Source organism: Paenibacillus oceani (genome assembly GCF_014705615.1).
GTDB lineage: Bacteria > Bacillota > Bacilli > Paenibacillales > NBRC-103111 > Paenibacillus_AB > Paenibacillus_AB oceani.
The window spans coordinates 120,271-134,562 of record NZ_JACXJA010000014.1; the positions used below are offsets into that span (position 1 = coordinate 120,271).

Genomic DNA, 14,292 nt, shown 5'->3' on the forward strand with positions numbered 1-14,292 from the left:
GACAGTCCGTGCTGCACCCTGGTCTTTACCGGCTCCATCCACTCTTACGATCGTCCATCATGACGATCACGCTAAAAACCTGTTGGTTCAGGAAAACAATATCTTGCCGATCGATTGGTCGATCTCATATCTGTGATCCATCTGGGAGATTTGTATTGCTTAATCGGAGAAGCTTAAAACCGGTGCGGCGTATCCAAGGAGGAGCTTACACCGGATTCGGAGGTGAAACGGAGAGCACGGGAAGAAGCGAAAACGTTACAAATCTGGCGTTTATGAAAAAAACGGATGGACAGGGAGCCGAGGATAGGGGCCGGGATTGTCCGGATACCGGACAACCCCGGCCCCTGCCGCAGGTGGTTTATCGAGGAGCAGGCTTCAGCCCGCGAATCTCTGCGGCCGCCATGGTTACCGCCGTTTCCGGAGTCAACTTCCCGAGAAGCGCTTCGCGGATGCGGCCCCAGATAATATCTTCCGCCATCGGGTAAGCTTCGAAGCGGGGCGGGATAATCATGTAGCGGTCCAACGTTTCCCGGAGGAGCGTCAGACGCTTCAACTCGAGCGTCCCGGCGCGGGCGTCGTCGTCCAGCCTCGCCATCAAGCTGTTTCTGACGGGCACATGACCGTTGCGCAAGTCGATCCGCTGCACGTCTGCCGACGTCACATATTTCAGAAGCCGAAGCGCTTCTTGTTTGTGCGGCGCTCCTTTCGGCAAGCCGAAGGACATGCTGCCCGCGTATACGCCGCGATCGCCGGTGGGGCCGCAAGGGAGCAAGCCGATATCGAACAATCCGCTTACGCGGGACGTTTCGGGATTGCCGTACAAGCCGTAATAACCGGGCCAATCGGCCGCCATCGCGCAACTTCCGCTTCGGAACGCGTTCGAAACTTCGTCGTAATGCATGTTCGGCACCTCCGCAGGGGTGAACCGGGAACGGTACAGGTCGCACAGAAAGGCAGCGGCGCGAATCCCGGCGGAGCTGTCGAATGCCGGTTGAAGCGAGTCGTCGAACAGTCGGCCTCCATAGGAGACGAGCAGCTCGTAAAACGTTCCGAACAAGCCGGATTCTTTGCCCGTAAAGGCGAATCCGACGATCCCCCGTTCGTGCAGCACCTCGCAAATGTGGCGTAGTTGCTCCCACGTATCCGGCTTGTCGATCCTTATCTCATTCAGCCAATCTTTGCGATAAAACAGCAGCCGGATATCGACATTGCGCGGAATGCAAAGCAGCTTGCCTTCATAGGTGGCCAAGCTCAATGCGCCGGGGACGAAATCGGCCAGTTCCGCTTCCTCGAAATCGTCGTTCAACGGCTCGAGGAACAATTGGGAAGGGGCGTATTTCGTATGCGTGGAGACGAGATCGTAATCGCCTTCGCCTGCTTCGTAGGCGTGCATCAGGTGCTGGTTCAAGCTTGGATGCGTCCCCGTGAAAGCGATGTCGATGGAGATTCCCGTTTGTCTCGTGAACGCTTCGAACGACTTGTACAACGGCTCGAAGGCCGGGCCGCCGATGAGGGCGACCTTTAGTGTGCAGGCGCTCATATCGGGTTCGCCTCCTCGTCGAACAAGTAATCGTACAACGTCTCCGGAACGGGGATGCCGTGCCGCAGCCGTTCCCGTTCCGTATCGTCTTCCAATTCGCCCGGTACTTTGACCGCGTCGATTCCCGGAGCCGGAGGCAGGCGGCGAAGCTCGTCGATCATTTGATCGACCCGTTCGGCAAACGGGCCGGACGTCGAGCATTTGTCGGGATCGATCGTCACGATGAATTGGCCGAGCCCCCGTTTACGGGCATAATCGCCGTACATGGCGGGTACGTGCGGCCCGAACGGGGAGCCGGTCAATAGGCCGGCGCATACGTCGACGAGCAAGCTCAAGCCGTAGCCCTTCGCTCCCCCGAAGGGCAGCAAAGCACGCGCTTGTCTCGGGTCCTCCGTCGGTTGTCCCCGGTCGTCGACGGCCCATCCCGGTGGGATCGGCAATCCGTTCTCGAGCGCGTACAATATTTTTCCGTACGCAACCGTGCTGGTGGCCATGTCGAGAACGATCGGCCGATGCCGCTTGGCGGGAATGGCATAGGCGAGCGGATTCGTGCCGAAATAGGGAGAGGCTGCTCCGAACGGGACGACCAGCTTGTCCGTATTGACCATCATCAGGGCGATCAGACGATGGGAAGCGGCCATTTTCACATAGTAGGACAACGCCCCGCAATGACTGCTTCCGTTGACCGATACCAGACCGATGCCGTGCTCCCGAGCCAGTTGAATGGCCGTCTCCATCGCTTTTCCGGCCACGAGATGCCCGAGGCCGTCATCGCCGTGAACGATGGCGAGCGCGGGTGTGGGCCGGCTCAGCTTGATGTCCGGTCTCGGGTTGATGCCGCCGGCTTCGATTTTGGCGATATAATGCTCCAGCCGCATCACGCCGTGCGACTCCACTCCGCGCAAATCGGCGTGCACGAGCACATCGGCGACGAATTCGGCCTCGTCTTTCCCGACCCCCGAGGCCGTCAGCTTGTGCACGCAGCGTTCCGCGATTTGCTCGCGGAACGCGATTTTTGTTTTCAACTCGGTTCCCTCCAAGCATCAGCTGCCGGAAAATCGATAATGGCAGGGGAATATTCCAACGTTGCGCCACCGTCCGCATCGATTATCGCCCCGGTCACCGTCGAAGCGTCATCGCTGGCGAGAAAAGCCGCGACGGCGGCAATCTCTTCGGAGGAGGAAATCGTGCCCAGCGCATGGCACGCGGCGAGCGTCCGCTCCGTCTTCGCCGGGTTCTCCTGCTGCCGAATCCAGCTTTGCAGCAGAGGGGTATCCACATAAGCCGGCAAAATCGCATTGGCCCGGATCGGGCAGCGGGCATAGTCGAGGGCGATCGACTTCGTGAAGGAAATGATGCCGCCCTTGGTCGCGGCATACAGCGAGCCCGCATATTGTCCGACCTTGCCCGTGCTGGAGGCGATATTGACGATCGCGCCCTTCGTCCGTTTCAAATGCGGGACCGCATGCTTCGCATGCAAAAAATAGTTGCGCAAGTTCGTGCCGATCAGGCAATCGAAATCGTCGAGCGTATAGTCGTGCATCAGTTTGGAAATATGGGTGGCGGCGTTGTTGACCAGCACATCCAACTTCCCGTACCGCTGCACAGCAGCTTCGAACAGTTGTGCGATGTCGTCCGGGTCGAGCACGTCGCATTGCGCGTATAGGCAATCGTAGCCGAGGCCGGTCAGTTCCGCCTCGAACCGGCGGCCTTCTTCGGCATTGCGGCTCGTAAAAACAACTTTCGCGCCGCGTTCGGCAAACAGGCGCGTGCAGGCGCCGCCGATCCCTTTCGTGCCGCCGGTAACGATCGCGACCTTGGACTCCAGTTGGTTGTACAAGGGGGTGTCACCGTCCTTGTTCAGTTTTCGGTTGGTTTCAGCATGATGCGAATGACGGTATCGTACGGATCGGGCCGTATGATCGGTAATTTCAGCCTCAAATGGGCTCTCCCGTCCAATTCGATATCCTCGAACCCGATTTCCGTCCGATCGCCGACAAATTCGACGTAGTCCACTTTGCCGCCCAGTTCGCCGACAATGACGTCGAAGGCGGGATATTCGTCAAAGAAATGAATGAAAACTTCGTTCTGTTTTTGAGTAAACACCGGATTGAGATCAGGGCAAATTTTGCGGAAAATCCGGTATGGCGAGGAGCCGGCCCCGTAGATCGATTCCCCGTACAGCTCCAGCCATTGTCCGATCTCCTCCAGCCGTTCGGCAAATTCGGACTCGATCCGTCCCCGCGGCGTCGGTCCGACGTTCAGCAGCAAGTTGCCGTTGTTGCCGACGCAGGTGACGAGATGCCGGATCAACGTTTTCGTCGATTTGATCGCGGCATCTCCCCGATAATACCCCCACGAAGCTCCGATCGTTTCGCATGCTTCCCACATCGGCGCCCGGTTCGAGTCGACCGACTGCTTCGAGACGTCCTTTGTCGGAATGTATTGTTCGGGCGTGAGAAAATCGCACTCCATCTCGCCGGGGACACCCAGCCGGTTGTTCATAAGAATGCCGGGCTGCAGTTCCTCGATCATCGCTTTTAATGCCGGAGAATCCCAATCGGCAGCCTGCTTGCCTGGAGATCCGTTTAGCGGCCCGTAAGAGTAGTCTGGCCAAAAAATATCGATACGGCCGTATTCGGTCATCAACTCGCGCACTTGGTCGTGCAAGTATTGCCGATACTCGGCGAAATCCCGCGTTTTATTCAAATGTTCCGCTTGCTTTCGTTGCGGATGAAGGAAATCGACTGTAAAGTGAGGATGATGCCAGTCGATGAGCGAGTAATAGATGCCGATTTTCAATCCTTCGGCGCGAAACGCCTCGATCCATGGCCGGAGCAGGTCTTTCCCGTACGGGGTGTTTGTCACTTTGAAATCGGTATGCTTGCTGTCCCACAAACAGAACCCGTCATGATGCTTGGTCGTCAGCACTGCGTATTTCATGCCGGCCCGTTTGGCGAGCCGGGCCCATGCGGCCGGATCGTAATCGGTCGGATTGAATCGGCGGAACAGCCGTTCGTAATGCGCTTTGTCCACTTCCTCGTGAGCGTAATACCACATATCTCTGCCGGTAATCGCATACAAGCCCCAATGAATGAACATGCCGAAACGGCTTTGTTGAAACCAGGATCGGCTTTGTGCTTTTGGATCGAGCTGCATCGCGTTTTGTCCCCCCGATGTCGCTTATTTGGCGTATTTCTCATCGTACGCTTTCTGAATGATTTGCAAATACCGGTTCAGGTTCAAGCTGTCCAATGTTTTCAAATAGGAGTCCCAGTCGATCTCGATCCGGACGTCGCCCGTTACGAATCGCGCCAGCATCCGGTCGACGTATTCGTTGATCGTTTTCTTCAATTCCGCCACCTCGCCGACCTGGTCCGTCTGGAAATAAAGCGGCGGAGGTACTTGCCCGATCTCCGGGGCATACGGCTCGTATTTTTTCGTTTCGTTGTACAGGATCGGCTCGAGAGGCTGCTTCGGGTCCGTCTTCTCGCCGAGAAACATCCGTTCCGGCCGCAGAAACAAGCCCGTTTGTTCCCAATGGACATTGCCGACTTGCCCGTAGGTCAGCAGCCTTCGCCATAGGGCAGGCTTTCCGTCGATGCCGATGTCGCCCGGCTTCGCGTACTCCCAATCGATCCCTTCTTGGCCATATAATGCCCGGAGCGAATGCTCCTGACGATACAGTCCGTCCGCCCAACGGAACGAAATCTCCGGATACGGATTGCTTTTCGTGATCAGGAAGTTTCCTGCCCGCAAGCCGAACGGATCGGAAGCCGCGAACCGGACGCCTCCGGGTCCGAGCAACGGAGGGACGGCCACGTAGTCCTTCCATCTGCCGGACGGACCGTATAATTGAGTGAACATGCCCATATGCATCGAGACGCCCGCGCCCAAAATCGGCGTACCGGGATGCTCCCCCATCCGCATATACTGCTCGCGATCCTGGGTGAACGATTGCGGCGCCAACAGTTTCTCGTTATACAGCCTGTGCAGAAAAAGCAGTCCTTCCTTCCACTCCGGTTTATTGAAGGAAACGTCGATTTGTCCGTCCTTCACATAAAAACGATCATTGTTCAACAGGAAAGCGTTCATGATAAACATATCGAGCGGCAAACCGGCGTAGCCGGATAACGGGATTTCGTCGGCCAAGCCGTTCCCGTTCGGATCTTCCTCCTTGAACGCTTTCAGTACGAGGTACAGCTCCTCCGTCGTCGTCGGGACGTCCAATCCGAGCTTGTCCAGCCACGGCTTGTATATCCACATTTTCTGCGGCATCGAGCAGTGATAGCATTGATTCACCTTCGGCAAAGCATAAATCGTTCCGTCCGGCGTGCTGATCCATTCCTTGATCGCCGGAAATTCCGCGAACAGCTTTTTCGTCTCGTATCCGTATCGTTCGATGTAGTCGCCCAGCGGAACGAAGATGCCTTGCGAGCCGTATATCATTTGCTGATTTTCGGAAATGTTCATGTCCAGAATGATATCTGGAAGCTCGCCGCTCAAAAGCGTATGGCTCAACGTCTCCGAAGCCGTCCGGGCGGGCACGACCTCCCAGTCGATATGGACGTTCGTTTTGTGCTCGTACCATTTCGTAAATGCGTTTGTCGCAAAATCTTCGACAAGTGGATTTTGCTTGACCATCACCTTTAGCGTTACATGTTGGTCGGCAATCGGATATTCGCCTCCCGGCTTAACGACGACCGCTGTTGGGGCGGCGGGAGCGTTGCTGACGGGTGCGGGCGGACGATCCGAGCATCCCGACAGGATAGCGGTCAGGAGCGCTATTCCGATCAAAGGCATGCATGTTCGCAAAACTCTCATTTCACTACCCCTTGTTCGATTATTTTTCCATCATGTGCGCCGGTCCCGTTCTCCGAACAAACGTCCGAAACGTCCGCCGGCTTCCGGAATGACAGATCAAGTGCAGCGAACGGTTCCTCCTTTCGTGTCGAATATGACACATCCCCTTCGCTTGGTATATAGGCGCATTTTCGTGCATGTGCAATTTCTTATAATCGGCGTACGCGATTTATGCGATGCTGTGCGATTGTTGCGATCGGACGGCCGTTTATTATGCTTTTCCGTACTCGTTGCAGCGGCCGGCTTGTCTATACACGGTCGTGCTGACGCCGTGGAACCGTTTGAACGCGCGGCAAAACGTATTGGACGAGCTGTAGCCGACTCTTGCGGCGATTTCCCGAACGGCAAGGCCCCCAGAATCGGACAGCAGCCTGTGGGCTTCCTCCATCCGCACCGTTTCCAAATATTCGAAAAAGTTTATGCCGATTTGTCCTTTGAAAAACTGCGACAAATACGCTTCCGAATGGTTTACCTGCTCCGCGACGGCGGTGAGGCTGAAATCGGCGTTTCCGTATTCGGCGTGGATCATGGCGACAATCGTGTCCGAGAGCCGGGCGTTGTGGCTTTTTTTGCGTTCGTTGATTCGATCGCAGATCGTTTGCAACACATCGGACAGCGCTATAAAATACCGTTCGGCCTTCTCGGGACTGTCCGTATGGTCGACGATCGATTTGACGGAAAAGCCGACCTCCTCCTCCGCTACCTGGACTTGGTCGAGCAGCTTGACGATACTGCCGGAGACATCGTGAACGAGCAGCCGCAGCATCGGAATCGACAGTTGACGCTCGACGAAATTTTCCCGGTACAGCCAGTCGAACAGCTTGCGCATCTCTTCGTCTTCCCCGGCTCTGACGAGATGGAACAGTCTCGTCTCCGTGTCGGCCGGGTAGTAGTAGCCGAGTGCCGTATTCGGACAGTCCCCGGACCAGATGACGTCTGCCCGGCTGTCCCACTTATGGATGTACAGCGCCTGTCGCGCCTCCTCATATGAGTGCGCCGCTTCCGGCAAGGTCCGATATATTCCGCCTACCGCAAATACGATTCGGACGCCGAGCTTTAAGTTGCGGCGAAGCGAGGAGAGCCGGCGGTCGATCTCGTCCCGGAACCGCTCCTCATCGTCGTGCATGCCGATGAACAGCAGCGCCAGCTTGTCGTCCTCCATATCGTGCGCGTAGCCGGTCCCATCGGCCAATTGGGCGAATACATCTTTGATCCTCAGGCGGCTTGCCGACAGCTCATGCAGCAAATCGGTCGTCCGCTCTGTAGGCTCGCCACCGAGGCGAACGAGGCCGACCGCATACAGCCCGCCCTCCAGCCGAAGGCCAAGATGCCGGAAACCGGTGTCTGTATCCGATTCATTGCCGAACTCTCCTTTGAACAGCCGTTCGAAAAACGATGCGCGCAATAACGGGGCTTGCTCGACAAGGGTCGAGTGGAGTTCCTTGTTTCGGTCGAGCAAAGCCGAGAAGGAATGGTGCAGCAGCCGATACGCGTCACGGGTGCGGGGCGACTCGGCGGGAAGACGTTCGTGCACGGTCCGCATCAACGAACGGAGCGGCCGGCTGTTCCGGTAAGCGAGCAGCCCGGCGATCAGACAGCCGAGTGCAAGTGCGGCGAAGACGATCGCAATCGTCAGCTTTTTAATGTAATGAACTTTTCCAAGCACGACTTGGGGAGATTGCACCACGACATAGGTCCATTTGTTGGCTTCGGATGTCGTATACGTGACCATCATGCCGGAAGCCGGGTCGAGGTAGGCGCCTTCCTCGGCGAGCGTTTCGATTCTTTCCGGCGTTTGATCTTTCCGGGAAGCGACATAGCTGATCATTTGTCCTTTGTCGTCCGCAACGTAAGCCCAGCCGCCGTCGGATACGTCCAGTCCTCTCAACAGCTTGACAATCTCTTCGTTGCGAATCAGTGTAACGACGGCTCCTTGCTCGAAGCCGGGATAACCGAGCGATTGGACATACGTCACCATCGAGCGGGCTTCACCGCTTAGGACGACTTGTCTGGCGGGCAAGTACGTTTTATTGTAATGCCGGTCCAGCAAGAGGCTGTACCAAGCCGAATAGTCCATGTCCGGGTAAGTGAGCACATGATTGAAAAAGTCGGGAAGCGTATACGTCAATTTGGACGATAAAGCAAGCCCGCTCCGCTTGAACAGCAAGTAGGAGCCGGAAATGAAATGATTCGACAAGCCGTAATCGTACAGCCCTTTGCGCGTTTCCATGACCCGGTATGTATTGGCGCCTTCGAACGGCTCGCGTATCGTTTGGAATTGCATCACACGCGTGTCCGTCGCCATCTGATTGGATACCGTTTCCACCTCGGCCAATCTGCGGTCGAGTGTTTCCTTGCTTTGCCGCAGCAGCGTCATATTGTTGTTCACGACTTCCTTTTCAATCATCTCGACCGTTCCCCGGTATGTGATCAGACCGATCAGAAGCGGAATGAGCAGGACGATCATATACGGGATCATAAATTTGAAAAAAAGCGACTGATCTTGTTTCGACCGATTCATTTCGAGCACCTCCGGAAAACGCTTTCCCGCTAACACCCCTACTATAACACAACTCCTAAAGGGCACAATCGGATAACAAAATATGCACATCGCCGAAAAAAGGAATATACGCTTTATAGGAAATCGCACAGCCGGCAAAACGTTCGTATTTACACGAAAAACGGATGCTGTGTATATTTCGGTGCAGAGGGAGGAGCGATAAAGAGGATCGGACGTGCCGGGTTGGAGAGACAGGAGCGCCCCCGGGACAATCCAAGGCCGCTGGCTCCGATATCGGATCATCATGCTTGATCCGGACGAATATGAACATATGGGGGAATCGTATGAAACGTTTTGGGATATCCGTATCGTTGGCGGCATCGCTCGCCGTCTTGGCGACCGGCTGCGGCAAGCAAGCCGCGACGCCTGCCCCGGTCGGGGAGCAGCCCGATCGTCCAGAACCGGTCACGTTGTCGTTGTACATGCCGTCGGTATATCCGATTCAGGATTACCTGATCAATGCCGTCCACAAAAAATACCCGCACATTACGTTGGACCCGATCCTGCGCGGGCCGGGCAAATTCCCGCAAGACCTCGTAGCGGCCGGGACGTTTCCGGATCTGATCTACGATAGCACGCCATGGTATGCCCCTTTGCTGAATATGAATTTGCTTTACAATATGAACGATTTGGTCAAGTCGCATAAATTCGATTTAAGCAAGCTTGATCCGCTTGCGATGGACGCGATCAAAATGTGGGGAGCGAACGGAGAACTGTATGCTCTTCCAATCTACCGCAATTTCGGCGTATTGTATTACAACAAAGATTTATTCGATAAATTCGGCGTCGCTTATCCGAAGGATGGGATGACTTGGGACGATGCGGCCGAGCTTGCCCGCAAGCTGTCGAGAACGGACGGCGGCGTGGAATACAGGGGAATGGACGCCAGCGGTACCTATGAAGGGGTATCGCAATTATCGCTGCCTTTTGTCAACGCTTCGGGCAAGGCCAACCTGGAAGCGGAAGGATTTGTGACGGCGTTTAACAATTTGAAGACGATTTACACGATTCCAGGCAATAAACGGGGCAAGAAGCTGACCGATTTTTACAAAGGGACGGTCGCCATGCAAACGTTCTGGAACGTGCTCGGCAATTTTGAAGACATGCACAAAAAAGGCACGCCGATGAATTGGGATATGGTCACGCTGCCGACCTACAAGGAAGCGCCGGGGAGATCGTACCAAGTCGACTCGCAAAATTTGAGCATCTCGTCGCTCAGCAAGCATAAGGAGCTCGCTTTTCAAGTGATCGCCTATATTACGTCCAAGGAAGTGCAGATGGAGATCAACAAGGAGGGCTACATTTCCAGTCTCGTCGATCCGGATGTGGAGAAAACGTTCGGAGCCAACCTGCAAACGTTGAAAGGCAAAAACGTTCAAGCGATCTTCAGGCAGAAGTCGGCGCCGCTGTACAAAGTGACGGAATATGACCCGATCGCGCAGTCTTTCCTGGAGAAGGCGTTGGCCGAAGTGATCAACAACGGAAAAGATATCAACACGGCATTGCGGGATGCGAACGAGCTGGCGAATCTGAAAATAGCCGAAGAAATGAAAAAATAACAATCGGGAGGCGATACTGATGGCAAATGGCAGCAGCCGGATCAGCCGGCGCAAGTTATTGGCGGCATTGGGAACAGCCGGTGCCGCAATGGGAGTAGGGGTAACGACCGCGCGTGGAAGCGTGGATTCGGTGTCGCGATGGGTGTCGGGCAACGCCGCGTGGCATACGGATGCCATCCGGGATATCCGCGAATTCGGGGCGAGCCCGTCCGCCGCTCCCGAAGTGAACAGCGATGCGATCGAAGCGGCGCTTGCCGAAGCGATAAGCGATGGCGATTTGACGGTCACGGTAAGAGGGACTTATACGTTTGCGCGGACTATCGCACTGAACAGCCAAGGCATCTATTTGGATCTGGGCAGCCGGTGGGGAACGATCTTATACCTCGACCCGGGAAGCGCGGACGACGCCTTGATCGAGGTGACGCAGCGGCTGTGCAAAATAGACGGCGGCTTGCTGCTCACCCCCGCCACGAAAACATGCTTGTATTTGAAAACGGCCCAATTATTCGAGGCGAGAGGCGTTACCTTGAAAGGAGGACTGCACGGCGTATACCATGAAAACGGGAATTCCGCGACATTAAGCGGGATTTTTGCCGAGTCGTGCGTGTACGGCTATGTGATGGAAGGGGTCGGACCAGGCAATACGAACGGTTGCCGTCTGCAGGGCCGATCGTACAATTGCGAGATCGGATTCGACATCAGGCCCAACAAGGCGCCGAGCGGACCGGGCAATCCGTCGATGCATAACGTCATCGACTGGTCGACGGAAGGGAACTGTGTGGGCTTCAAGCAAAGAGGCGGCCGCTACAACGAGCTTCATATTTATTCCGAGTCCAATGTGAAAGCTTCCGCCATCGGACTGGCGAACCGGAATTTCGACACGGACGGCAACGCGAACTTGTTTTTTACGCGCAATCCGAATAATGAAACGGATATCATTACCGGAAGGGCGGGAGGCTGGTATTCGTCGGGCAATGCGCTGTATTTCAATGCGGCCCGGCGTCAGGAAATCGTCCATACCCAGGACTTTCCGGCTTCCGGCTCGCTCCTGTTCGAAGGCGCCCGCGTGTATCAGGTCACGAACTCGAGCGGCAGTACCCGGAACTTGAAGCTGGCTTTCATCAGCTACATGGGAATCGGCGACACGATCGTCGTATTCAAGCTGGATAACACGCCCGGCTTTACGTTGACTCCTCCGGACGGAATCGTTTTATTCGGAGATACGGGGACGTTCGGGCCGTTTGTCGACTCCCGTGTCGCGGAGATGCGCATTACCCGAATCGGCGCGGCGCAAGCGATCGTGCAGCAGCTGCTGCCGAATTCGTAGGCCGGCGCGCCGGGGAACCCTCACATAGGCGACAGAAGTGGAAAAAGGAGAAGAGAAACGATGCCCCAATCGATACGCATCGGAAGTCAGCTGTTTATCAATAAAGACGACAGTCCTGAGCGAGTTCGCAGCCTGGTGCGTCTGATGAAGCGCCACGAACTTGAGCTCATTCGGCTGTTCGTATTTTGGGATCATGTGGAGCCGCGACCCGGGGTATGGGAGTTTGCCAATTACGATGCCTGCTTCGACGAAGCCGACCGGCAACGGATGGGGGTTGTCCCTACGCTCATGTCCGTAAGTCCGCCCGGATGGATGAAGCTGTCGGGCGGGCCGCAATCGTATGCCGATCTGGATGCGGAACATTATTTCGAACGGAGCGCCGCTTATATCGACCGGCTTGTGACGAGATACCGGGATCGTCCGAGCCTCGATTCATGGATATTGTGGAACGAGGCCAGTCGCAAAATTTCCCGAAACGACAACAGTGTGCGGGCTTTCATCCGGTTTATGCGAGACCGCTACGACGACGACATCAGCCTTGTCAATCGGGCGTACTTTCATCAATTCGGGAGCTTTGAAGAGCTCGCTTCCTCGGCATTGACCGGTAATCCGAACGCCGCCGAATTTAAAATTTATGCGGAATGGCTTGATTGGCTTCGCTTCTCGGTCGACAATTTGACCGCGCAGTTGCGGAAGATCCGAGACCGGATTCGGTTGCACGATCCGGACCATCCGATCCATGTCAATCCGCATGCGCTGCAATCGGATCTTCATGCAAGCGGGCAGTCGATTTGGCGGGAGCGGGAGGTTGTCGATTTTTTGGGCTGCTCGGCCCATCCGGTTCATCATTCGACCCGTTTTCCGGTCGAGCGATGGGGGCAATCCGTTGCGTTTTTCGCGGACTTGATGAAGTCGGCTACTCCGGACCCGGACCGCAAATTTTGGGTAACCGAGCTGCAGGGGGGGATGGCGCTGTTTTCCGGAGGCATCCCGTACAATCCCGGCCGGGAAACGATTCGCCGGTGGATGTGGGAGGGCATCGCTTCGGGCGCCAAGGCGGTCGTATTCTGGAGCTTCAATGCCCGCAACAACGGCTGGGAAGCCGGAGAATGGGCGATGCTCAACCGGTTGGAGGAGCCGTCCCCGCGGCTCGATGCGGCCCGGGAAGTAAGCGCCTTCTTGAAGGAGCATGACCCTATTTTTGCCGGGACGTCGCCGGAGCGTGCCGGGGTAACCGTCTACTATTCCGAGAAAACGTGGGCTTTGGGAACGGTGGAAGGGAAGACGAGCGAAGCGGCTTCGCCCCGCAACCGCAACATGTATGCGGATGCCGCGGCAGGCGCGTATATGTTATTCTCGGACTTGTCGTACGAGGTTGATTTCATCAACGAAAGCCTGCTGCTGGAGCCCGGAGCGCTTCAGCATACGAAGCTGCTCGTCTTGCCGAATATCGTGTGCATGAGCGAGCGGGAGCTCGAAGTCGTGCAAGCTTTCACCGAGCGCGGCGGGACGGTTATCGCGGACGGTCTCCCGGCTTGGAAAGATGCCGACGGCCGTCTGGATCAAGGGGCGACGGAGCGGGCTGAGCGGCTGTTTGGCTGCCGGGTGGAGGATGTCGAGATCGATTCCGGACCGATCGCGTTGTTCGGAGAGTGCGGGAGCCGAACGTTCGACGGCTGGTTTTATCGGGCGCCTTTGAGAGCCGGGGAGCATAGCCGGGCGATCGCCGCATTCGGGGACGGACGTCCTGCGGCAACCCGGTATGCAGTAGGGGCGGGTTGCGCCTTGCGGATCGGGACGCTGCTTTTCCAGCACTACTTCGTGTATCAGCCGGAAGCTTCGAAGAAGTGGCTGGGTCATCTGATTGCGGGCGTTGTCCCTCGCTGCGCAGAGCTGCAAAACGGCGACTGGACATTGCGCTTGCGGCAATTGGAGCACGAGCGCGGCAAAGTGCTCGTACTGATTCATTACGGCGACGAAGCCGCTTCGGCCCGTATCCGGTTTGATGCGGATGGCATCGTTCGCGACCTGCATGACAAGCGCGACTATCCGGTTGCCGCCGGACAACTGTTGGAGCTGTCCGTAGGCGAGGCGCCGGTTCGGGTGTATTTCTGGGAGCCGTCCGGGAACTGTTGAATGCCTCACAGAGCAGCCTGCGTACGCTCAACAACGCTGAACAGTCCGGTCATCCGAACCGCTTTATCTCCTTCGCCCTTCCGGGAACTGTCCAGCCTGCGGAACTGGAGAAGCTGCCTTGCCTTACACGAATTCACGACGATATGGTAAGCGAGTCGCTGCTCGCGTTCCTCGCAGGCAATCCGTTCATCAACGAGCTTCAAGTGTGCCATTCCGGGAATAGCGAGCTTGATCTTAGCGCTTGCCGCGTGAACCGTCTTACGATTCGGACCCGCGGGCTGGAACAGCTGACACACTGAACCCGGAT

10 protein-coding genes are annotated in these 14,292 nt (G+C 56.4%); 4 read left to right on the forward strand and 6 right to left on the reverse strand.

Translation table 11 applies throughout. The features are described from left to right. Positions 1–358: 358 nt before the first annotated feature. The 6 genes from IDH45_RS11870 to IDH45_RS11895 form a co-directional block, all read right to left on the reverse strand. Positions 359–1,540 (reverse strand): ABC transporter substrate-binding protein, encoded by a 1,182-nt coding sequence (locus IDH45_RS11870; protein ID WP_190927786.1) that lies wholly within the window; start codon positions 1,538–1,540, stop codon positions 359–361. Continuing rightward, on the reverse strand, positions 1,537–2,565 hold the full coding sequence (gene allD, locus IDH45_RS11875; RefSeq protein ID WP_190927788.1) for an ureidoglycolate dehydrogenase: 1,029 nt from the start codon (positions 2,563–2,565) through the stop codon (positions 1,537–1,539). The genes IDH45_RS11870 and allD overlap by 4 nt, the downstream gene beginning before the upstream one ends. Next, complete coding sequence (locus IDH45_RS11880; protein ID WP_190927790.1) at positions 2,562–3,380, reverse strand: SDR family NAD(P)-dependent oxidoreductase; 819 nt, start codon at positions 3,378–3,380, stop codon at positions 2,562–2,564. Before IDH45_RS11880 ends, allD begins: the two co-directional genes overlap by 4 nt. Before the next feature lie 20 nt (positions 3,381–3,400). Further along, on the reverse strand, positions 3,401–4,699 hold the full coding sequence (locus tag IDH45_RS11885; RefSeq protein ID WP_190927792.1) for an alpha-L-fucosidase: 1,299 nt from the start codon (positions 4,697–4,699) through the stop codon (positions 3,401–3,403). Between the two features lie 24 nt (positions 4,700–4,723). Beyond that, positions 4,724–6,364, reverse strand: coding sequence for an ABC transporter substrate-binding protein (locus tag IDH45_RS11890; protein WP_190927793.1), 1,641 nt, complete (start codon positions 6,362–6,364; stop codon positions 4,724–4,726). A 250-nt stretch (positions 6,365–6,614) separates the two neighbouring features. Continuing rightward, positions 6,615–8,924, reverse strand: a complete 2,310-nt coding sequence (locus IDH45_RS11895) for a helix-turn-helix domain-containing protein (protein ID WP_190927795.1) — start codon at positions 8,922–8,924, stop codon at positions 6,615–6,617. A gap of 323 nt (positions 8,925–9,247) precedes the next feature. Here IDH45_RS11895 and IDH45_RS11900 point away from each other — a divergent pair, with 323 nt between their 5' ends. From IDH45_RS11900 to IDH45_RS11915, 4 genes are read left to right on the forward strand one after another with little or no spacing between them, the layout of a single operon-like run. Continuing rightward, on the forward strand, positions 9,248–10,522 hold the full coding sequence (locus IDH45_RS11900; protein ID WP_190927797.1) for an ABC transporter substrate-binding protein: 1,275 nt from the start codon (positions 9,248–9,250) through the stop codon (positions 10,520–10,522). A gap of 19 nt (positions 10,523–10,541) precedes the next feature. Further along, on the forward strand, positions 10,542–11,849 hold the full coding sequence (locus IDH45_RS11905; protein WP_190927799.1) for a twin-arginine translocation signal domain-containing protein: 1,308 nt from the start codon (positions 10,542–10,544) through the stop codon (positions 11,847–11,849). 60 nt (positions 11,850–11,909) lie between these two features. Further along, the gene (locus tag IDH45_RS11910) at positions 11,910–13,985 is read left to right on the forward strand and encodes a beta-galactosidase (protein WP_190927801.1); all 2,076 of its coding nucleotides are present in this window, start codon (positions 11,910–11,912) and stop codon (positions 13,983–13,985) included. Then, positions 13,982–14,284 carry a hypothetical protein gene (locus IDH45_RS11915; protein ID WP_190927803.1) on the forward strand — a complete coding sequence of 101 codons (303 nt, stop codon included), beginning with the start codon at positions 13,982–13,984 and terminating at the stop codon, positions 14,282–14,284. Before IDH45_RS11910 ends, IDH45_RS11915 begins: the two co-directional genes overlap by 4 nt. Positions 14,285–14,292 lie beyond the last annotated feature (8 nt).